General features: G+C 49.9%; 25 protein-coding genes and 1 pseudogene. 17 read left to right on the forward strand and 9 right to left on the reverse strand.

Features of this window, described 5'->3' with window-relative positions:
* Nucleotide 1: 1 nt before the first annotated feature.
* From eif2g to AB9H23_RS02135, 10 genes are all read left to right on the forward strand, one after another.
* On the forward strand, nt 2-1,228 hold the full coding sequence (gene eif2g, locus AB9H23_RS02090) for a translation initiation factor IF-2 subunit gamma (protein ID WP_321211815.1): 1,227 nt from the start codon (nt 2-4) through the stop codon (nt 1,226-1,228).
* A gap of 24 nt (nt 1,229-1,252) precedes the next feature.
* Nucleotides 1,253-1,606, forward strand: coding sequence for a PIN domain-containing protein (locus AB9H23_RS02095; RefSeq protein ID WP_370005248.1), 354 nt, complete (start codon nt 1,253-1,255; stop codon nt 1,604-1,606).
* Nucleotides 1,607-1,620: 14 nt separating this feature from the next.
* Complete coding sequence (locus AB9H23_RS02100) at nt 1,621-2,151, forward strand: inorganic diphosphatase (RefSeq protein WP_048175187.1); 531 nt, start codon at nt 1,621-1,623, stop codon at nt 2,149-2,151.
* Nucleotides 2,152-2,180: 29 nt separating this feature from the next.
* The gene (gene rpoE, locus AB9H23_RS02105; RefSeq protein WP_171770409.1) at nt 2,181-2,726 is read left to right on the forward strand and encodes a DNA-directed RNA polymerase; all 546 of its coding nucleotides are present in this window, start codon (nt 2,181-2,183) and stop codon (nt 2,724-2,726) included.
* Nucleotides 2,723-2,905: a transcription elongation factor subunit Spt4 gene (gene spt4 / locus AB9H23_RS02110; protein ID WP_013295534.1), complete on the forward strand. Its 183-nt coding sequence runs from the start codon at nt 2,723-2,725 to the stop codon at nt 2,903-2,905. The genes rpoE and spt4 overlap by 4 nt, the downstream gene beginning before the upstream one ends.
* Nucleotides 2,905-3,393, forward strand: a complete 489-nt coding sequence (locus AB9H23_RS02115) for a GTP-dependent dephospho-CoA kinase family protein (RefSeq protein WP_370005250.1) — start codon at nt 2,905-2,907, stop codon at nt 3,391-3,393. Before spt4 ends, AB9H23_RS02115 begins: the two co-directional genes overlap by 1 nt.
* Before the next feature lies 1 nt (nt 3,394).
* Nucleotides 3,395-3,697 carry a 30S ribosomal protein S24e gene (locus AB9H23_RS02120; protein ID WP_370005252.1) on the forward strand — a complete coding sequence of 101 codons (303 nt, stop codon included), beginning with the start codon at nt 3,395-3,397 and terminating at the stop codon, nt 3,695-3,697.
* A complete protein-coding gene (locus AB9H23_RS02125; RefSeq protein ID WP_013295537.1) occupies nt 3,698-3,853 on the forward strand; it encodes a 30S ribosomal protein S27ae in 156 nt (51 codons plus the stop codon).
* An 8-nt stretch (nt 3,854-3,861) separates the two neighbouring features.
* On the forward strand, nt 3,862-5,271 hold the full coding sequence (gene argH, locus AB9H23_RS02130) for an argininosuccinate lyase (protein WP_370005254.1): 1,410 nt from the start codon (nt 3,862-3,864) through the stop codon (nt 5,269-5,271).
* A 120-nt stretch (nt 5,272-5,391) separates the two neighbouring features.
* Nucleotides 5,392-5,532: a DUF3096 domain-containing protein gene (locus tag AB9H23_RS02135; RefSeq protein WP_171770393.1), complete on the forward strand. Its 141-nt coding sequence runs from the start codon at nt 5,392-5,394 to the stop codon at nt 5,530-5,532.
* On the opposite strand, the gene AB9H23_RS02140 is transcribed toward AB9H23_RS02135, so the two are convergent.
* Nucleotides 5,525-6,547 carry an ATPase gene (locus AB9H23_RS02140; protein ID WP_370005256.1) on the reverse strand — a complete coding sequence of 341 codons (1,023 nt, stop codon included), beginning with the start codon at nt 6,545-6,547 and terminating at the stop codon, nt 5,525-5,527. The two genes, AB9H23_RS02135 and AB9H23_RS02140, sit on opposite strands and share 8 nt — an antisense overlap.
* A 188-nt stretch (nt 6,548-6,735) precedes the next feature.
* On the opposite strand from AB9H23_RS02140, the gene AB9H23_RS02145 reads away from it, so the two are divergent.
* Complete coding sequence (locus AB9H23_RS02145; protein WP_048175191.1) at nt 6,736-7,344, forward strand: acyltransferase; 609 nt, start codon at nt 6,736-6,738, stop codon at nt 7,342-7,344.
* 65 nt (nt 7,345-7,409) lie between these two features.
* Here AB9H23_RS02145 and AB9H23_RS02150 read toward each other — a convergent pair.
* Nucleotides 7,410-7,864 (reverse strand): annotated as a pseudogene (locus tag AB9H23_RS02150) (YbhB/YbcL family Raf kinase inhibitor-like protein).
* A gap of 45 nt (nt 7,865-7,909) precedes the next feature.
* Here AB9H23_RS02150 and AB9H23_RS02155 point away from each other — a divergent pair.
* Nucleotides 7,910-8,650 carry an ATP-binding protein gene (locus tag AB9H23_RS02155; RefSeq protein WP_255503756.1) on the forward strand — a complete coding sequence of 247 codons (741 nt, stop codon included), beginning with the start codon at nt 7,910-7,912 and terminating at the stop codon, nt 8,648-8,650.
* Nucleotides 8,644-9,426 (forward strand): UbiA family prenyltransferase, encoded by a 783-nt coding sequence (locus AB9H23_RS02160; protein ID WP_370005258.1) that lies wholly within the window; start codon nt 8,644-8,646, stop codon nt 9,424-9,426. The genes AB9H23_RS02155 and AB9H23_RS02160 overlap by 7 nt, the downstream gene beginning before the upstream one ends.
* Nucleotides 9,427-9,560: 134 nt before the next feature.
* On the opposite strand, the gene AB9H23_RS02165 is transcribed toward AB9H23_RS02160, so the two are convergent.
* Together AB9H23_RS02165 and AB9H23_RS02170 are read right to left on the reverse strand one after the other, a co-directional pair.
* Complete coding sequence (locus AB9H23_RS02165; RefSeq protein ID WP_370005911.1) at nt 9,561-10,742, reverse strand: NAD(P)/FAD-dependent oxidoreductase; 1,182 nt, start codon at nt 10,740-10,742, stop codon at nt 9,561-9,563.
* 8 nt (nt 10,743-10,750) lie between these two features.
* The gene (locus AB9H23_RS02170) at nt 10,751-10,912 is read right to left on the reverse strand and encodes a 4Fe-4S binding protein (RefSeq protein ID WP_013295546.1); all 162 of its coding nucleotides are present in this window, start codon (nt 10,910-10,912) and stop codon (nt 10,751-10,753) included.
* A 226-nt stretch (nt 10,913-11,138) separates the two neighbouring features.
* Between AB9H23_RS02170 and AB9H23_RS02175 the strand changes: the two genes are divergently transcribed.
* A complete protein-coding gene (locus AB9H23_RS02175) occupies nt 11,139-11,636 on the forward strand; it encodes a hypothetical protein (protein WP_370005260.1) in 498 nt (165 codons plus the stop codon).
* A 32-nt stretch (nt 11,637-11,668) separates the two neighbouring features.
* Here AB9H23_RS02175 and AB9H23_RS02180 read toward each other — a convergent pair whose 3' ends face one another.
* The 3 genes from AB9H23_RS02180 to AB9H23_RS02190 are packed head-to-tail and all read right to left on the reverse strand — an operon-like array spanning nt 11,669 to nt 14,084.
* Entirely contained in the window at nt 11,669-13,747 is a 2,079-nt protein-coding gene (locus AB9H23_RS02180) for a Coenzyme F420 hydrogenase/dehydrogenase, beta subunit C-terminal domain (protein WP_370005262.1), read from the reverse strand.
* Nucleotides 13,744-13,884 carry a hypothetical protein gene (locus tag AB9H23_RS02185; protein ID WP_370005264.1) on the reverse strand — a complete coding sequence of 47 codons (141 nt, stop codon included), beginning with the start codon at nt 13,882-13,884 and terminating at the stop codon, nt 13,744-13,746. Before AB9H23_RS02185 ends, AB9H23_RS02180 begins: the two co-directional genes overlap by 4 nt.
* Entirely contained in the window at nt 13,881-14,084 is a 204-nt protein-coding gene (locus AB9H23_RS02190; RefSeq protein WP_370005266.1) for a PadR family transcriptional regulator, read from the reverse strand. The genes AB9H23_RS02185 and AB9H23_RS02190 overlap by 4 nt, the downstream gene beginning before the upstream one ends.
* Before the next feature lie 257 nt (nt 14,085-14,341).
* Between AB9H23_RS02190 and AB9H23_RS02195 the strand changes: the two genes are divergently transcribed.
* The 3 genes from AB9H23_RS02195 (at nt 14,342) to nikR (ending at nt 17,308) form a co-directional block, all read left to right on the forward strand.
* Nucleotides 14,342-15,994: a sensor histidine kinase gene (locus AB9H23_RS02195; protein ID WP_370005268.1), complete on the forward strand. Its 1,653-nt coding sequence runs from the start codon at nt 14,342-14,344 to the stop codon at nt 15,992-15,994.
* Between the two features lie 82 nt (nt 15,995-16,076).
* Entirely contained in the window at nt 16,077-16,667 is a 591-nt protein-coding gene (locus tag AB9H23_RS02200) for an NAD(P)H-dependent oxidoreductase (protein WP_370005270.1), read from the forward strand.
* Nucleotides 16,668-16,888: 221 nt separating this feature from the next.
* On the forward strand, nt 16,889-17,308 hold the full coding sequence (gene nikR / locus AB9H23_RS02205) for a nickel-responsive transcriptional regulator NikR (protein WP_370005271.1): 420 nt from the start codon (nt 16,889-16,891) through the stop codon (nt 17,306-17,308).
* Between the two features lie 522 nt (nt 17,309-17,830).
* Here the strand turns inward: nikR and AB9H23_RS02210 are convergent.
* Together AB9H23_RS02210 and AB9H23_RS02215 are read right to left on the reverse strand one after the other, a co-directional pair.
* The gene (locus AB9H23_RS02210) at nt 17,831-18,355 is read right to left on the reverse strand and encodes a hypothetical protein (RefSeq protein WP_370005273.1); all 525 of its coding nucleotides are present in this window, start codon (nt 18,353-18,355) and stop codon (nt 17,831-17,833) included.
* A gap of 13 nt (nt 18,356-18,368) precedes the next feature.
* Complete coding sequence (locus tag AB9H23_RS02215) at nt 18,369-18,854, reverse strand: hypothetical protein (protein WP_370005274.1); 486 nt, start codon at nt 18,852-18,854, stop codon at nt 18,369-18,371.
* Nucleotides 18,855-18,981: the final 127 nt, after the last annotated feature.

An 18,981-nucleotide genomic window follows, 5' to 3' on the forward strand; every position in this document is an offset into this window, starting at 1 on the left:
CGTGAAAAATCAATCTGAAATAAACATTGGTCTTGTGGGGCACGTGGACCATGGTAAAACAACCCTTACAAAGGCCCTTTCAGGTGTCTGGACAGACACGCACAGTGAGGAAACCAAGAGGGGCATATCAATCCGTCTGGGCTACGCTGACATAACCTTCAGGAAGTGCCCCCAGTGTGAGGCCCCCATGTGCTACACAACTGCAGAGATCTGTGAGAGGTGCGGCACAGAGACAGAGCTTCTGAGAAAGGTATCCTTTGTGGATGCACCGGGACATGAAACACTCATGGCAACCATGCTCTCTGGAGCCGCCCTCATGGACGGCGCCATACTGGTAATAGCCGCCAATGAGCCATGCCCCCAGCCCCAGACAAAGGAGCACCTCATGGCCCTGGATGTGATAGGGGTTAAGGATGTTATTGTTGTCCAGAACAAGATAGACATAGTCTCCAGGGAAAGGGCCCTTGAGAGTTACAGAGAGATCAAGGAATTCGTGAAGGGCACATGTGCCGAGGATGCACCTATAATACCTGTATCTGCACAGCAGGGCGCCAACATTGACATTCTCATTGAGACAATTGAGGAGAAAATCAAAACACCCGAAAGGGATGTTGATAAGCCTGCCAGGATGTACGTGGCCAGGTCCTTTGATATAAACAAGCCAGGGGTTGACCCTGAACACCTTGCAGGTGGGGTTATAGGTGGCTCACTTGTCCAGGGTAAATTCAGGGTCGGGGATGAGATAGAGATAAAACCCGGCATACAGGTTAAAAAGGACGGTAAACAGTCCTGGATGAGCCTCCACTCCACCATCACAGGCCTTGTGGCAGGGGGAGAGGAGATGGATGAGGTTGGTCCCGGGGGCCTTGTGGGTGTCGGAACCCTCCTTGACCCCTCACTGACCAAGGCAGACTCACTTTCAGGTTCAGTGGCCGGTGAACCCGGCACCCTGCCACCTGTGAGGCACTCCTTCACCATGGAGACCCACCTCCTTGAGAGGGTCGTGGGTACCAAGGAGGAGACCAAGGTGGAGCCCATAAAGACAGGGGAGCCCCTGATGATAAACGTGGGTACCACAACCACCGTGGGTGTTGTTAAATCAGCGAGGGCTGATGACGCTGATGTCGTCCTGAAACTACCCGCCTGCGCAGAGGAGGGTCAGAGGATAGCCCTATCAAGAAGGGTTGGAGCAAGATGGAGGCTGATAGGATATGGTATCATCAAATAGGGTGGTTATAGACACCAATTTTTTATGATACCCCACCAGTTCAGGGTCGACTTAGTCTCTGAGCTCCGGAGACTCTTCCCGACCCATGAGCTCCTTGTCCCATCCTTTGTGATAGGGGAACTTGAGGGTATACGGAGGCATTCAGGTGGTGATGCAAGGATAGCCGCCTCCATTGGCCTTGCCCTTGCACGAAGACCACCATTCAGGGTGGTTGATGAGAAACTCCTTGAGGGCGAATCTGTTGACGATGCGCTTCTCAGGATCTCAGACGTGCTCTGCACCGCTGACCGGGAGCTCAGGGAAAGGGCGAGGTCACAGGGCATACCCGTGGTGTACCTGAGGCAGAAAAAATATCTTGCAGTTGATGGGCATATATAAATAGGAGGTTTTTTATGAATCTGTGGAAGGATATTGAACCTGGACCATCAGTACCAGAGGTAGTATATGCAGTTGTTGAAATACCCAGGGGTTCAAGGAACAAGTATGAATACCACAAGGACCTTGAGGCATTCGCACTTGACAGGGTGCTCTACTCACCGGTATTCTACCCTGCAGAGTACGGTATAATACCCCGGACTCTCTATGATGACGGCGACCCCATGGACATCATGGTACTCATGGATGAGCCAACGTTCCCTGGATGCATCATAGAGTCAAGGCCCATAGGCCTTCTCAGGATGATAGATGGTGGGGACCAGGACGACAAGATCCTGGCGGTGCCCGTGGAGGACCCCCACTACAGTGATGTTAATGATATATCAGACCTACCCGAACACATCCTGAAGGAGATAGCACACTTCTTCCAGGTCTACAAGAACCTTGAAGGTAAGGAGACAGAGATAATCGGATGGGAGGGCGCCGAAAAGGCACTTGAAGCCGTAAACCACTCCATAGAACTCTACAGAGAGAAATGTATGGAGTAATTCTTTAATGGGGGATCCCATTGTATTATATAACAAAAATTGTTGATACAGTCAGAATACCTCCAGACCGCTTTGAGGAGCCACTGGAGGAGGTTGCCATAGAGGTTCTCAACGAAACCTACGTTGGAAGGATGGACAGGAACCTCGGTCAGATGATAACCGTAAAGGAAATAGAGGACATAGGAATCGGAAAGGTCATAATGGGTGACGGCGCTGCCTACCATGAGGTGACATTCACAGCCCTCTTCTTCAAACCAGAACTCCATGAGATCGTTGAGGGCGAGGTAATAGAGATTGCAGAGTTCGGAGCATTCGTGCGCATTGGACCGGTGGACGGTCTTGTGCACGTTTCACAGGTTACAGACGATTACATAACCTATGATGCCAAGAAGGGCTCCCTCACAGGTAAGGAGACAGGTAAACGCCTGGATGAGGGCGACCTTGTAAGGGCAAGGATAGTCGCCCTGAGCCTCAAGGGCCGAAGAGAGGGCGTGAAGGTTGGGCTCACCATGAGGCAGCCCGGTCTTGGTAAATTCGAATGGATTGAAGAAGAGAAGAGGAAGAGTAAAAAATGACTGAGAAGGCATGCACAAGGTGTAAGAGAATCACCAGCGACGAACGCTGCCCGGTCTGCAATGTTCCAGCATCCACCAACTGGAGCGGACTGCTCATAATCATAGATCCAGAGAAATCAGATATAGCCAGGGAACTGGATATAAAACTTCCTGGTGAATACGCACTGAGGGTCAGATAGTGTACGTTCTACCGGAAAAACTCAGGGCAGAGCTCAAGAAACCCCTTGGAGAGCTCCACGAATCCTTCAAAAACATTGACGTGGGGGATTCGTTTCTCATAACGGTTGGTGATGTCACAACACGCAATGCACTGGAGCATGGCCTGAAACCGGACGTCAGCATAATAGATAACAGGATCCAGAGAATGGATTCTGACCATGAATTCAATGACACAGCAACCATTATCAGATCCACAAACCCGCCAGGCACCATAACAGAGGACCTCTGGAACTCCATCAAAAAGGCCATAGATGGGGCCAGAGCCGGTGAACGCTTCATGATAGTCGTTGATGGAGAGGAGGACCTGGCTGTTTTACCATCAATCTTAATGGCCCCGGCAGACACTGTCATCCTTTATGGACAGCCAGATGAGGGTGTTGTGCTGGTGAGGGCCATCGAAACACGGAAAAGAGCTGAAGAACTCATAAAAAACTTTGAGGAGGCATAGAATGGAGATCAGAATAATCGAGGAAAAGGAAAACCCACTCTTAAACAGAAAGGAGATAAGGTTCGAATGCTTATATGAGGGTGAATCAACACCAAAGGTCCTTGATGTTAAGAACAAACTCGTCGCAATGCTCGACGCCGATAAGGACCTCCTTGTGGTCGACAAGATCGACCAGGGATTCGGCGAGCCAAAGGCCTCAGGATACGCCAAGATATATGATTCAATGGATAAACTCACCGAGATAGAACCTGAACACGTCATAAAGAAGAACACAGAGGCACAAGAGGAAGAGGAGGAAGAATAGATGAAGAAGTTCGAACTCTACGAGGTAAAGGGGGATAAACTCGTAAGGAAGAACCCCTTCTGTGTGAGATGCTCAAACGGTGTCTTCATGGCTGACCATGGGGACAGGTACGCCTGCGGTAAATGCGGATACACCGAATGGAAAAACAGGGAATAGGTGGAAACTTGAACCTGAGGGCTGGCAGATTAAAGAGGGGTATGGAGGATGAGGCAGCGGAGTTTACCTCATCCCTCACATTCGACCACCACATATTCGAGGCGGATGTTGACTGTAACATTGCACACACAACGATGCTGGCCCATGAGGGTATAATACCGGAGGAAGTGGCGGATAAGATCATAGAAGCCCTTGAAACCCTCAGGGAGGAGGGTGTTGAGGCCCTTGACATGGACCCGTCGGTGGAGGATATCCACATGGCTGTTGAGAACTACGTGACAGCCAGGATAGGTGAGGAAGCAGGGTTCATGCACACGGGTAAATCCAGGAACGATCAGGTTGCAACTGACCTTCGCCTGGCCCTGAGGGAGAAGATAAAAATAATCAGCCACGAACTCCTTGATTTTATTGATAGGATAGCTGAAATGGCACTTGAGCACACAGGGACTGTCATGGTTGGCTACACCCACCTCCAGCATGCCCAGCCAACAACCCTTGCCCACCACCTCATGGCCTATGCCCACTCCCTGAAAAGGGACTATGAGAGGCTCCAGGACACCCTGAAGAGGATTGATATCAATCCGCTGGGTTCCGCGGCCATGACAACCACAACCTTCCCGATAAACAGGGAACTCACAACGGAACTCCTGGGGTTCTCTGATTACATGAGGAACTCCATGGACGCGGTGAGTGCAAGGGACTTCATAGCAGAGGCAATATTTGACCTCTCAGTGCTGGCGGTGAACCTCAGCAGGATCTCAGAGGAGATGATACTCTGGAGCACCTACGAGTTTGGCATGGTAGAGATCCCTGATGAATTCTCATCAACATCATCGATAATGCCCCAGAAGAAGAACCCTGACGTGGCCGAGATAGCCCGGGCAAAGACCTCCACGGTTCAGGGGGCACTATTCTCTGTACTTGGAATCATGAAGGCCCTCCCCTACACCTACAACAGGGACCTCCAGGAGATCACACCCCACCTCTGGAGGGCCACCGACACGGCACTGTCAATGATCCGTGTCGTGAGGGGGATGCTCCTGGGCATCAGGGTTAACCATGAGCGTGCACTTGAACTTGCAGGGGCCAACTTTGCAACCGCAACGGACCTTGCAGATATCCTTGTCAGGGAGCGCGGCATACCCTTCAGGGTGGCCCACAGGATAGTTGGAAGGCTGGTCACAAGGGCGATCGCCGATGGACTCAGGCCCTCTGACATAGATTCAGAGTACCTTGATGAGGTGAGCCTTGAGGTTACCGGGAAGAGACTTGGACTTGACCAGGAACTTGTGAGAAGGGCCCTTGATCCACTTGAGAATGTCAGGATGAGGATGGTTCCAGGCGGACCAGCCCCTGAGATGGTCAGGGCGGCCATTGATGATATCAGGGCCTTTGTGGAGTCTGAGAGGACAACCTAAGGGTTATTTTTTTCCAGTGGCCAGAAATTTTATATACTGGAGTCTGTGAGGGGTTTTTAAGGGTTATTTTTTCTCACTGAGCAGAAATTTTATATATCATTTTTGACATATAGTTATTACATGAAATCTGAAACTGAAACAAGGGTTGTTGGACTTCTGGCGGTGCTCATCGGTATACTGATGATAATATACCCTCAGCTTGTCGGGTATCTGGTTGGTGTGTTCCTCATAGCCTACGGTCTTCTCAAGATATTCAGTTAGTTCTCCGGGAGCCGCAGATACTCCATACGAGTTCCAGGGCCTCTCCGGGTTCAAGAACACCGGCACGGGTCTCCCTGAGGACTCTCTGGATTGAGTAGCGCCTCATATGAGGATATCTACGATGGACCTCCCCCAGAAGGGGACAGCCAAACCCTGAAGCGGCCCTGAGACCATAAGGGGATACAGCGGACTTCAGCTCCTGCTTTGAGGCTGCAAAGAGCGCCGGTAGATTAACACGGAGTATACCATCGGTCACCTGGAGGGAACCGTATCCTGTTGAGAGGAGATCACCGAATATCACAGTATCAATTCCCTCATTCTTTATTTGCTCCATGATGACTTCCTCAATCATGGATGAGCACCTGCCGCAGGGGTGGAACCTCCCCTCGAGTGCAGCCCTCTGAAATTCACTGAAATCCATGCTGATGTACTCGTGCCTCACCCCAAGGGAGGCTGTGAGTTCATCAACAGCCCTCCTGACGTGGCCAGGGAGTACTATGGTGCCGGGGTCAGCAGTGAATGCAGCAGGTTTTAAACCAAGGTTAACGGCCGCTATGAGTGAAAATGAACTGTCAGTACCCCCTGATAGTGCTACAGCAGTGTCGGGCTCTTTGATAGGGTGCTGGGGTGCACTGTCACTTTCTGTGAGAAAGTCAAGTCCCACCGGGTATTCAAGCCGTTTCCTCAATGGTTTCTCAAGCAGGGAGAGCACCCTGAAGGATCCCCTGAGTTCAGCCAGTCGTTCAAGCGCAAATTTAACCCTTTCCCTCCTCATGAGGAGGTCGATCTCTGATTCAACATGGATCCTCCTGATACCAAGTCTCTCCCGTAGCCTGCCCACAACCCATCCACCCTTCCCTATTATGATGGACTTATCTGAACGGTCAGGTGCGACTATGAGAAGCTCGTCCCTTTCCCCATTGAATATGGCCTCTGCTATCCGCACCTCTGTATCCTCATGGCCTATCTCGGATCTGACCTCCCTTATGAGAACCGCAAGTTCATCTGTGTCCATAGAATCCTTCCCGGGATTATTCACCTAGGTGAAGTACCTTTTTATGGTCTGATTAAATGATGGATGATCTGCATGAAGTAAAGTATATTATAGATACGGTCAATATTTAATATAAAGAGTGGATATGGATTTCATCTCCAGGTAGTACCTGAACTTTAATAAAACCGTGTTGGGGGATGTACAGGCAAATGCCAAACATTAAAAGCCTTCTTTTTGGCGATCAGGAAGAAGAATGGGGTTATAAAAGGGAAAGTGAGAATATAATAGTGGGGTATGGCTACAAGAAGTTCAGTAAACCCCCTGTTATAGGTAAAAACCCCCTTCTGCGCTCAAACACCGTGATATACAATGATGTTACCATAGGCGATAACCTCAGAACCGGCCACAACGTCCTAATAAGGGAGAAGACGACCATAGGTGATGATGTACTCATAGGTACAAACACGGTCATTGAGGGCCACTCAAAGATAGGGAGCAATGTCAGCATCCAGTCAAACGTGTATCTGCCCAAGAACAGTTACATAGAGGATAACGTCTTCATAGGACCCTGTGCCTGCTTCACCAACGACCGTTACCCCATAAGGGTCAAGTACAAACTCAGGGGCCCCATAATAAGGCAGGGGGCATCCATAGGTGCAAACTCCACCTTCCTTTCCAGGATCGAGGTTGGTGAGGGTGCAATGGTGGCAGCAGGGGCGGTTGTAACAAGGAACGTGCCCCCATGGTCACTGGCAATCGGTGCACCTGCCCGTATAAAGGCCCTTCCTGCCAAGCTTAGGGTTCCCAACAATATTTAGTTTTGTTTCTTTGTATTAACCAGTTATCTTTCCAGTCTGCAGTGACCTCTAAATGATTGAATGAGCTATTCTCTCCTGTAGAGCCCCACTATCCTTGCCTCAGCCAGTACATGACCCTCCATTGCCTCGAGGACGTCCTCCTTGCCTGTGCCTGGTTCAAGGTCCAGCATGGTGTCAAGGGCATAAAGTTTGAAGAAGTACCTGTGCACACCGGATGGGGGGCAGGGGCCCCTGTAGCCTATGGTTCCAGAGTCATTGTAGCCCTGGACTGACCCATCAGCTAGCCTCCCCATCGCAGGAACATTCTCATCGAGGCCCCTGTGGTGGGGGGTATGTTGAATATTACCCAGTGTGTCCACACCTTTGAGGGTGCATCGGGGTCGTCACATATGAGTGCAAGGGATTGGGCCTCCTCAGGTACACCATCCCAGGAGAGGGGTGGCGATATGTTTTCACCATCACACGTGTACCTGGAGGGTATTCTTCCGCCATCATTGAATGCACGGGTCTTGAGGTTCATGGTATCACCTAACAGATTATATGTTTCCTTTCATTAATTATTATTATGGACTACAAGGTGAACTCGGTATCTGATAACAGTGTCTTCGTTGAGACAGAGTCCTACAGAAGGCTTCTTGAAGCCCTTGGGGTTATCAGGGAGCGCCGTGGCAACATACTCCATGTTGTGGGCGCCCCAGGGACAGGTAAATCAGCCAACCTCTACAGGGGTATCCAGGAGGTGGGGCTTGATGTATATGAAGTGCCGTGTAACCTTGAGTCAGCGGATGTGGACGCAGATTATGTGTTCAGGCACCTCTTAGATGAGATGAAGGCGGAGCTCGGTGCAGATAACAGGGGGGATCTTTACAGAAAACTTGCTGAATTTGATGCTGTGGTCTTTGCTGACAGGTTCCATGACAGCCACGATTTCTCAGAGTTCACGGGTTTCAGTCAGTGGACAGCCACGGCGGGATCTGAAACACTGAAGTTCTACCTGAAATGCATTCTGGAGTACATTAGAAACACGAGGAAATTCAGCAACATGAACATAATCTTCCAGACAGCCTGGAGGTTCTACTTCAGGGGTAAAAAGATGGACATCTTCACTGACATACCCATCCTCTCTTCAGTGCTCTTCCACACCCTCAGGATCCCCTTCATGGCCGTAAGGATAGATTACACCGTAACTGAAACCTTAAGTATAATAAAGGCCCATTCAGGTGCTGATGAGGAAGAGATAAGGCGTTACATAGAATTATATGGATGCAGACCAAGAACCGTTCTGGAGAAGATGAGATCATGCTGAGTACACTCCTACGTTCAACGAGAATGAGCTGGTGTGCCAAGAACATCCACATGTACCTTCTGGCACTCACCTATGCCTCAGATGCAGACCCAATCAGATTCATTTCAGGGCTCTTCACGGTGACGCTCCTCTGGGGGGCTCTCTATTCACTTAACGACTTCACTGACATTGAAACTGACAGGAACGACCGCATGAAAAGGGGAAGGCCCTTCATAGAGAACCATGTTGAGCCCAGGGAGGTCCTGCTTTTTATAGGCGTCCTTCTTGTGGTGTCCACCATGGTGGCATATATCATCCAACCGGTATTCTGCCTGATACTCCTTCTCATGGTCCTCAACCAGTTCATCTACACACTCCCACCCCTCAGACTGAAGGACACACCGCTTGCACCACTTGCAAGTACCGCTACAAACACTGTTCTGAGACTGGCATCCGCCGCTGTCCTCCTTGGGGGTATTCTCGTTGTCCCGGTCCCGGTCTATGTTTTAATGTACCTTGCAGGTATGGGCACATACCTCATGTACAAGGAGAGAAAGACCCCGACAACCCTGGTTTCTGTCCTGTTCTGTGTCCTCCTTGCCTGGAGCTACACTGGAGGTTACATCAGCATGCTGCAGATCCTCCTTGTGATAGTCCCACCCTTCATAGCCACTGTACCGCTTTATCTGTCCAACTTCACAGAAAGGGAGCGGATGGTGGAGGTGGCTGATCTGCTTTACCACAGGGTTCTTGTGGCATTCTACCTGGTATGCATGGCGGTGCTTCTTGTGGCTTAAGATGCCATTAGATTTTCTTTTTCCAGGGATAATTTTTCTAAAAAATCAGATCAGATAAGTTTAGCTAATATTCTAGAATAGATTAAAAAGATAGGTTTCAGTTGATGGTTATTGACTGGCACTCAAATATAAAATTAGAAGAGTTTGCCCAGTTTAATGAGGGCCTTTGGTGAGACCTTTATGAGCTTCTTAACGAGTTCCGTGGTGCTCACCTTCTCAAACTCGACATCCTGGAATGCCTCTGCGATTGAATCGAGTTCACTGTCACTGAGTGTAAGCATGTAGTCCTTGACCTTGAGGTACCTGTCTATCTCCTTCCCGATCTCCTCACGGCAGAGCCTCTCGTATTCACTGAGCCTCTTTTTGCTGACATCACCCTCACTGACCGCTGCAGCAGCAACCCTTCCTGCCAGCATACCGCCGGTCATACCGCTTATTATACCGCCACCTGTGAGGGGATTCACCTGACCTGCAGCGTCCCCAACAACCATGAGGCTGTCGGCCACAAGTTCCTTTGGCATGCCACCAACCGGATCCCCACCTATGTTGAGTTCAACAGGCTGGGCGTTTTTTGTTGCCGGGCATGACTTAACAAATTCAAGCAGGTGCTCATAGGCGCTCTTATCGGTCTCTGTTGAGAGAACACCCAGGCCCACGTTGGCGATGTCATCACCCTTTGGGAAGATCCAGGCGTATCCACCGGGGGCCACGCTTCCAAAGTAGAATTCTATGCAGTTATTGTCCTCCATCTCCACTCCGACCATCTCGAACTGGGCAGCTGACTCCATGTCCTTGGGCTTTGTGGCTGTGTTGAGGCCTGCCCACCTTGCAACCCTTGACTCGGGGCCGTCGGCTGCGATGACTATCCTGGCCTTTATCTCAAACTCCCTGCCCATGCACTCTGCGCTGACAAGGTACCCATCATCGGTCTTCTCCATACCGGTTGCAAGGGTCTTCACCATGATCTCTGACCCTGCCCTTGCAGCGTCCATTGCCATGTGCTTGTCAAAGACCTTCCTCTCAAGTATGTATCCTGCCTCTGGCAGCTCCACCTTATCTGAGGTCAGCCATACATCTGTGCCGTTGGGGGAGACCAGACGCACACCATCAAGTTTCTTCGTGATCCAGCGGGGGTTTGGCTCTATCCCCAGGGACTCGAGGCCCCCAACAGAGACCCCCTCGGCACACCTCTTCGGGGCCCCTATCTCTGATTTCTTGTCAATGAGTAGTACACTTGCCCCGCCCATGGCGGCGTGTTTTGCTGCTGTTGAACCGGCTGGTCCAGCGCCAATCACAAGGACATCAACTTCAGTCACCATGTCAATCACCTCTCAAGGGCCCTAACAGGGCACACCTGTATGCATATGTTGCATTCCCTACACTGGTCCTCTGAAAATTTCAGGGAATTCTCCCTGACCTCTATGAGGTTCCGTGGGCACACACCTGCACATTCCCCACAGAACATACACCATTCCTTCACCTTCATGGTTATCAACCTAAAATCAATTCTACAGATCATGAATCTTTAATCATGCGGGTGTTTATACTTTGGGGAGGAAGTATATATATAGTTCCCAAAAACCCTGACCTGGCCGCCACATGGCCCACACCATAGTTTCTGATCTTTCAACAGCCTATTATTTATATGTTGATGGGCTCCGGGATAAATTATAAATCATATCCATGACAACAATTATTAAGGGAGGTTGAATATGAAGAAAATTTTATTTCTGTTTCTTGTGGCTGCAACGGTCCTTGTATCTGGTTGTGTGAGTGAGGAGCCCCAGTATAAGAGCTTCTCTGACGGAAAACTGAACTTCACATATCCCGCATCATGGGAGACCCTTGACCCTGCAGGGGCGCAGGGGGCCTTCAAGAAGGAGGCGGGAATCTCCAAGGATGTCATAGTTTACCTTGGTAACAGCACCTCAGAGCTTGCAGTTGCAGAGGTAAGTGCAGGCGCGGGTTACTACCTGAAGGATCCTGAAACCGTCAGGAAGGAGATGGCCAGCAATGAGGGTGTTGTATCATCCAGCATAATAAAGGTCGCCGGGCGTAACGCAGCAATGGTGAAGGCCACCGATTCAACGACTCAGACGGTCTTCGTGTACCTGAAACTCAACAGGACAAGCGGCTATGCATTCATGTACAGCGGACCAAAGAATGACGCAACATTTGACTCCATACTTGAGACTGTGAAGTTAGAGTGATCCCATTGGGATCCCTCCTTTTTTATTCCTTCTCACTGGTTATGTGATCTCTCCTTTATGAGCTTCCTCACCTCGCCCATGAACTTTTCTTCACCGACACGTTTCATGGTTGATGCGAGCCTCTCCCTCTGCGGCTTACTTGCATACCTGGTGTAGACCCTGATAACAGCGTCTATGTATTCCAGTATCTCATCAACAGTGTCAACACGGGTCTTTATACCCTCAACCAGTTCCCTACCAGCCTTACCGCCTATGTAGAGTATGTAACCCTCTTCTCTGGCCCTTCTTGCAGTGTGTGGGCACTCCCTTATGCATTTACCGCAGCCAACGCAGAGGTCATGGTTGGTGTAGGATGTCTCACCACGCACGCTTATGGCCTCAACCTTGCAGACCTCGAAGCACCTGCCGCAGCCGTTACAGATTTGCTCAACCGTCTCAGGGAATTCAACACCGGCGACGCCCACATCGTGGATCTGGGGCCTCATGCACCTGTTTGGACAGCCACTCACCGCTATCTTGAACTTGTAGGGTGCCGGCATCTCCCTGAACCTCTCCTCTATGGCACTGCAGATTGCTGTGGTGTCTATGATCCCGCTTCCACAGTTCTCCTTACCTGGACAGGCAAGTGTGGCCCTTACAAGGGGGCCCTCTGAGCCTGTGAGGAGCCCTGCGGAGTTGAGTTCAGCCACTGCCTCCTCAACGTCAAAGCCACTCACATCATGGAGCTCATAGGATCCCCTGTTGGTGACCTTGATCCTTGCACCGTATTTTTCGGCGATCCTCACAAGTTCCTTCACCTCTGAGGGGCTGTACCAGCCTGATGGCCGGGCCCTGACCCTTAGGAAGTAGGTGCCATCGGCCCTCCTGGATACACCAGGGTAATCTGAGGTCCAGTAGAAGGAGATGTATTCACCATTCTTTCTTCTTCTCTCAAGTTCCCTCTGGAATCTTTTGAGTTTCAGGTCCCTCATCTTCTCTATTTTTGCGGTGTCTGCACCCTCCATGAGTTCAACTGCCTCGGCTATTTCAGCGCCCCTCATGGTTCTCACTATGATGGTTGAGTAGCCTTCGGGGCTTCCAGCGGAGCCCACAGAGACGTCTGCAAGGTGAGCGTCAAAGTCCCTGCAGGATCTGCAGCCCTCTGAGATCCTGATGTCCCTGAGGTTCAGGGTTTCCTTCCTATCGCCGAGGTCAACCTCAAGCTTACCCCTTCTGATGTTGAATTTTTCAACGTCCTCCATTCTGATACCATTTTCCCTCAGCACCTTTCTGAGGTTGCCATATTCGAATTTCTCGGTGCAGAAGAGGCCTATGAGGTAACGTATCTCGGGGAGTTTCACGGGTTTGCCCTTTCTTCCAAGTTCCAGGTCATGCTTTGCAAGGTAGGGGAAGTACTGGAGTTTCCTGAGGCCGTTTATCTGGCAGGGAAGCCCAACAACTGCCACCCTCTCAATTCCGAGTTCTCCGGCTGTTCTCAGTGCTTCAAGGGTGGATATGCTGTACTTTGACCCGCTTGTTTCCTCAAGGTCCTCTGCCGTCTGCACAAGGAGTGATACAGGTTTCCAGTGTTCGTCACCCACGACTATGGCGCCGTCGATTTCACCCTTCTCAAGGAGGTGTTTGAGGAATGATGTCACCACGCCACCGTCCTGGCCCCTGATGGGTCCCCTTCCATGGTAGACCTTTTCCTGGAACTTCTCCCTTATGCTGATCTGGTAACCGTCTGAGGAGACCCTGGGGCATACCTCGAAGCACATACCGTGACCGTTTCTGAGGCACTCCTCCTGGAGCTCTGGGCGTCCGTCGAAGGATATGATGTTGTTGGGGCATATAACGGCACAGGTACCGCACCTTGCGCAGATTCCTGACTCCACGATCTTTCCAGGTTTCCATTTCCTCTCTGAGGGGTACATCTCTGCTATTTTCTCTGCTGGGCCCATCCTCTCCAGGGCCTCGGCTATCACCTCCTTGGTGACATCGGTTTTTCTTGATGCGGCTATTGCCTCTGCACTGTCAAGTATGTGGGTTTTGAGTTCACGGGCAACCTCCTCCCTTTCCTCTGGGGGTAGTCTCAGGGTTGCCCTTTCTATGAATTCATCAAGTTTATTCATTGATATTCCTCCATTATGGTTTCAATTTCATTGAGGGCCTGGTTCACTGCCCTGAAAAATTCAAGCCATTTTTTTCTGACCTTCTTACCGTAATCGGTGATTCTGTAATATTTTCTGGGTCTTGCCTCACCTGTCATCCAGCTGCTTTTGAGGATTCCCTCCCCTCGAGTCTCCTCAGAAGGGGGTAGATGGTTCCCTCTTCGACTCTGAACCCTGATTCTTGGAGTTTTCTGACGATTTCGTATCCGTAAAGTTCCCTTTCAAGGAGACAGACCACTGCGAGCTGTATGGCCCCGCGTCTTATTTCCTTTTCGAATCTTTCACATATGCCACCCATCTCATGACCCTCATATTACACAGTTATGTGTTGTGCACATTACTGTGTAGTAAACAGTATATAAGCTTTGTGTCCTCACCTTACACAGATGAATCGTATCAGTGGTAAGGGATAACTGGACACCTGTAACCGGTAAAATGACTCTTTTTGTTCATTGCCATGATGGATGCGGTTTCAGTGATTTAATAACCACAGTTTTATTGTTTTTTCAAAAAATTTTTATGTTTAACCTCCTCAGATAGGTATGAGGTGTTCAGATGGAGTATGTCCCCTTTAAAAAGGATCTCAACATGAAAAATACTGTGCCCCATCTGATGGGGTTCTTTCTGATTCTCTTCTCATCCGTGGCACTTCTCATGATGGCTGGGGGTGGAGGGTCCCCCCGGGAACTCCCCATTCTCCACATGTCTCTTGTGCTGCTTGGTGCATCGATAATTCTCGCAGGGTTCTCCCACAGAAGAACAGCACTTTCCCTATCCATAATGATAATCCCACTCCAGTTCATTCAATTTGCGGGATTTCAGGGTCTGCATCCATTACCTCCACCATTGCTGGCGGCCTATTCGGTCAGTCTGATTCTCCTTATCCACAGACACTATCATGCCGGGCAGACACTGGCATACATCACGGGGATCATATCCTATGCCCTGGTGATGACCCACCTCACAGGTGTGGTGGAGGTTGTTGAGGCACTCAGGGTGGACCCCATTATTTCAGCCGAGCTTCTCATGGCCGCTGTGGGGTTACTGGGCCTCTATCCCCACAGGGGAGTCATTGAACCACTCTTCTCAGGAATGATGGGGGGATACACGGCACGGGTGCTCCTTGCAACCATGCTCACAGCCATAACGGTCACAGGGGTCCTGATCCTGAGGGGCAGGGACCAGCTACCATTCCCTGCAGAGATATTCCTCCTTTCGCTGACAGTGGCGCTCATCATAGTTACCATAACCTTCACAGCCTACAGGCTCAACACAGTTGACCATGAACGCCTCATGAATGAAAGGGGGCTCAGGAGGACACGCAGATTCTTCAGGGATGTGGTTGAGAACCTTGAGGAGGCCGTTGCAGTCATCGATGAAGACTGCAATCCAGTGCACCTCAACAGGGCCATGAAGAAACTTGGAATTGACTTCAGGTCCATTCATGATAGGTTCATGGATGCCAGGGCACCCTCGCGCATCAGGAGCCTTAAAGCAGGGGACAGAAACTTCACCGGCTGGTACATTCCCCTGGATGAGGGGGCAATAATCTCCCTCACCGACATAACAGACCTCATGAGGGCACAGGAGGAACTTGAGCGGAACATCATGGAGAAGGATGCGCTGCTCCGGGAACTCCATCACCGGGTGAAGAATAACCTCCAGATAATCCTGAGCCTCATAAACATGCAGATAAGATCCGCCGGTGAGGATGCAAGGGAGGCTCTCATCCGGACATCAACCAGAGTTCAGACCCTGGCCGCCATCCATGAATCCGTGTATGGGCTGGGGAGCCTTGCAGAGGTTAAGATGCATGAGTGCATAATGAGGATATCAGAAAACCTCAGATCAGTATTTGATGCACTGGATGTTGAATTCCACATAGACGCCCGGCATACCTTCAACGTTGAGACAGCCATGCCACTGGCCCTCATAGTAAATGAACTGGTATCCAACTCCCTTCAGCATGCGTTTCCTCAAGGTAGAGGCACCGTGAAGGTTGAAATCAGCAGAATGAACTCAGAGTACTGTCTGAGGGTAATGGATGATGGTGTGGGGTTTTCAGGTGAAAAGAGGATGGGCCTCCAGCTTGCACTGAACCTCGCCAGGCAGATAGAGGGGGACCTGAGGATACTCCTCAGGGAGGATGGAGGGGGTACAGAGGTCACGGTACCCTTCAGGGAGCTTCACTACAGGAGGAGACTTTAATAGGTGTGCTCTGTAACATGGAGCCCATTTACCTCCTGAGATTATAAATGTGTCCTGCAACATAACATGGCAGGGGATTCATATGCACGTCTATATTCTCTTTGCACATCCATCCAGGAAGTCCTTTTCAAGGGAGGTCCTTGAGGCATTTACAGAGGGCCTCAGTGAAGCCGGGCACACATATGAGATCGGGGACCTCTACAGGATGAACTTCAGGCCGGAGCTGAGTCAGGAGGAGTACCTCAGGGAGATCAGCCAGGACGCGGGGTCACCCTTACCAGGGGATGTTATGGAGGAGCATGAGAAGATCGGGAGGGCCGATGCCCTTGCGTTCATCTATCCCCTCTGGTGGAGTGACTGCCCTGCAAAACTCAAGGGATGGTTTGACCGGGTCTGGACCTACGGGTACGCCTACTTCTATGAGGACGGAGAGCGGGGTACGAGGATTGATATTGAAAAGGCTGTGGTGCTCTGCTCTGCAGGCCACACAGAGGAACACCTTGAGGGTACAGGCATTGCAGAGAGCATGCGCAGTGTCATGTTAGGTGACAGGCTGCTCGGGGTGGGTGTTAAGAGTGTCACCATGGAGATCCTTGGGGGTATGGTGCCTGGGGATGACTCCTGCAGGGATATAAATCTCATGAGGGCCCGCAGGGCAGGGAGGAACCTCTGAGGAGAGTATTCCATTTTAATGGGGTAATCTGACCGTGATTATCCTATCTTTCAAACCAGGAATTAGACCCTCCAGACACCTCCATGGATGGAGTTATAAGATCAAACGTAATTATAGTAATACATATATTATGCTATTCTGAATTTAAATAATATTTAATTATTTATACTTCATACACAGATTTTAGGGTGTCACAGATCAGGGGTGATACCATGACCACCATGACCAGAATAAGCATGTCTCTTCCAAGTAAACTTCTTGAGGAATTTGATGAGGTACTGAGGAACAGGGGATACCATTCAAGGTCCAAGGGTATAAGGGACGCCATAAAGGACTACATTGTCAGGTACAGGTGGATGAATGAGATGGAGGGTGAGAGGACAGGGATAGTCTCGGTGATCTACAACCACCACACAGGGGCAATGGAGGAAATAGCCGACATACAGCACCACTACAGGGAGTACATAGACGCTGTCATGAGGGTTCACCTCACAGAAAAACATCGCCTTGAGGTCCTCGTGGTGAGGGGTGATGTTGCAGAGATACGTGAACTCACAGAGAGGATGATGGGTCTACGGGGAGTTGAACACGTGAGACTCACCAGTGTCTCAGCTGAAGAGGAGGTGGAATATGAGAGGTGAATGGTTAAGAGGTGGATAACTGCAGGGTTCTGAATTTGATTCTGACCCGAACCACTTATCCCTTCAGGGGACTGCAGGGATTTTCTGTTAGGGTTCAGAGCAGTTTTTCAGCTGTTTATATATGTATATCCCCTCTTATCGGGTGTTCTATCTTTAATCCTCTGGAACCCGACTTTACAATAAGCTCATCCATTCAACAGATGTTATATATATGTTCATGAAAATATTATAATCAAATAAATAATAAATGACATGAAAACGGAAAGCTACCGGAGTGTCATTTTAGGGAATTTCAATCTTTCAGAAATTTGACAGCCTCAGTACAATGAAATCAGCAGGTTTCATGGAATCTCCCCTTCCTAAAAAATAGAAAATGGGGGTGTGTATGAATGCCTGTTCCTGAGGAGGCAAGGGATATCTCTGCATGCTGCTGTACAGTTGGAATTTTTTTCCTCATGTGCCTGGCGATATCCCTTTTTCTCACCCTGCTCTTCACATGATGGAAAGGGGCAAATCAGACCATCACTCTATCTTCACCCCACATAAAGTCCCTGAGGGTGTTAAGAGGTTACCCCTGGCTGTTAAACCAAATGAGGCTATATCCTCAGGGTAGTATCCATCCTCAAATGCCCAATCTGTTGTTTTAAAGTAGGCGGTTTCTCCAGGTCTCAGAGTCTTTACCGTGGATGAATTGGTGAAGACCGGAGCCATTCCAAGGGCAATGACCTCTCCATAGGAGTTATAGCCCTTGACCCATACACAGTCCAGTAGGAGTGTGGCCCTGTACCTGTTCTGGACCACCCCTCCCACCACGTAGCCTTCGCTGGGATCAACCAGCACTGTGTAGTTGAGCACCTCTGCCTGGACATCCCCCATGTGGAGACTGTGGAAATAGGATGAACCCTCAGTGTAACCCATCATAAACAGCACAAAACCCCATATTATGACGAGGGATACCACTATACCTGCCTTTGTGAAGGTCCCCCTCCTCCTCCACCAGCGTATGAAAAAGTTTCCATTATTCTCTTCACGAAAATCCTCAGCCATTCAGATCACCTTTCTATGCCCATGCATAACCGGAACATTCTGTTTTAATCCCAATGAGGATATCATCGGGGCTGTAACCCTCCAGGATAGGGCAATCTCCCCTGAACTTCACCTTCTCACCTGGCCTGATTTCCCCTGAATCGGTTATGAATAGGGGGGCGTACAGTACCATTTCACCACTGGAGTCAAAGCCCTTCACTTCCAGGCTCGGGTCGAGCAGTATGGGTTTATCATAGTTGTTCTGGATTTCCCCCTGGATCTCATATAATCCGCCTTCGCCCTTCTGGATTGTGTAGTTCACAACGTTCACCTGGAAGGAGTCCTTTTCGTATTCTATGGCTCCACCAACACCCTTATCGTAACCATAGGAATATGCTGCGGCGGACCAGATGATTATCCCAAGGACAATGATGGCCACCCTTGTGAGTGGTCCCCTGCGGTTCCACCAGCCGGCAAACTTTCCAGTTTTCCTATCAATACCATCGGAATCCATCGACATTTAACCACCTTATAACTGAACAGTAATATTAAATCACAATATAATTTAAATTTTTACATTTTCATTTCATAATTAAAACTTAACATGGCAAACAAAAATCTGTGATTGGAGGACGGCTATGGTCCCT

Origin of the sequence: Methanothermobacter sp. KEPCO 2 (assembly GCF_041228365.1) — an archaeon.
GTDB classification, from domain to species: domain Archaea; phylum Methanobacteriota; class Methanobacteria; order Methanobacteriales; family Methanothermobacteraceae; genus Methanothermobacter; species Methanothermobacter marburgensis.

Bases quoted from the DNA above. Each gene is read 5' to 3' on its own strand.
- AB9H23_RS02095 (WP_370005248.1), top strand. From the start codon at position 1,253: ATGATACCCCACCAGTTCAGGGTCGACTTAGTCTCTGAGCTCCGGAGA.
- AB9H23_RS02100 (WP_048175187.1), top strand. From the start codon at position 1,621: ATGAATCTGTGGAAGGATATTGAACCTGGACCATCAGTACCAGAGGTA.
- spt4 (WP_013295534.1), top strand. From the start codon at position 2,723: ATGACTGAGAAGGCATGCACAAGGTGTAAGAGAATCACCAGCGACGAA.
- AB9H23_RS02120 (WP_370005252.1), top strand. From the start codon at position 3,395: ATGGAGATCAGAATAATCGAGGAAAAGGAAAACCCACTCTTAAACAGA.
- AB9H23_RS02125 (WP_013295537.1), top strand. From the start codon at position 3,698: ATGAAGAAGTTCGAACTCTACGAGGTAAAGGGGGATAAACTCGTAAGG.
- AB9H23_RS02135 (WP_171770393.1), top strand. From the start codon at position 5,392: ATGAAATCTGAAACTGAAACAAGGGTTGTTGGACTTCTGGCGGTGCTC.
- AB9H23_RS02140 (WP_370005256.1), bottom strand. From the start codon at position 6,547: ATGGACACAGATGAACTTGCGGTTCTCATAAGGGAGGTCAGATCCGAG.
- AB9H23_RS02145 (WP_048175191.1), top strand. From the start codon at position 6,736: ATGCCAAACATTAAAAGCCTTCTTTTTGGCGATCAGGAAGAAGAATGG.
- AB9H23_RS02155 (WP_255503756.1), top strand. From the start codon at position 7,910: ATGGACTACAAGGTGAACTCGGTATCTGATAACAGTGTCTTCGTTGAG.
- AB9H23_RS02160 (WP_370005258.1), top strand. From the start codon at position 8,644: ATGCTGAGTACACTCCTACGTTCAACGAGAATGAGCTGGTGTGCCAAG.
- AB9H23_RS02170 (WP_013295546.1), bottom strand. From the start codon at position 10,912: ATGAAGGTGAAGGAATGGTGTATGTTCTGTGGGGAATGTGCAGGTGTG.
- AB9H23_RS02175 (WP_370005260.1), top strand. From the start codon at position 11,139: ATGAAGAAAATTTTATTTCTGTTTCTTGTGGCTGCAACGGTCCTTGTA.
- AB9H23_RS02180 (WP_370005262.1), bottom strand. From the start codon at position 13,747: ATGAATAAACTTGATGAATTCATAGAAAGGGCAACCCTGAGACTACCC.
- AB9H23_RS02185 (WP_370005264.1), bottom strand. From the start codon at position 13,884: ATGACAGGTGAGGCAAGACCCAGAAAATATTACAGAATCACCGATTAC.
- AB9H23_RS02190 (WP_370005266.1), bottom strand. From the start codon at position 14,084: ATGGGTGGCATATGTGAAAGATTCGAAAAGGAAATAAGACGCGGGGCC.
- AB9H23_RS02195 (WP_370005268.1), top strand. From the start codon at position 14,342: ATGGAGTATGTCCCCTTTAAAAAGGATCTCAACATGAAAAATACTGTG.
- AB9H23_RS02200 (WP_370005270.1), top strand. From the start codon at position 16,077: ATGCACGTCTATATTCTCTTTGCACATCCATCCAGGAAGTCCTTTTCA.
- nikR (WP_370005271.1), top strand. From the start codon at position 16,889: ATGACCAGAATAAGCATGTCTCTTCCAAGTAAACTTCTTGAGGAATTT.
- AB9H23_RS02210 (WP_370005273.1), bottom strand. From the start codon at position 18,355: ATGGCTGAGGATTTTCGTGAAGAGAATAATGGAAACTTTTTCATACGC.
- AB9H23_RS02215 (WP_370005274.1), bottom strand. From the start codon at position 18,854: ATGTCGATGGATTCCGATGGTATTGATAGGAAAACTGGAAAGTTTGCC.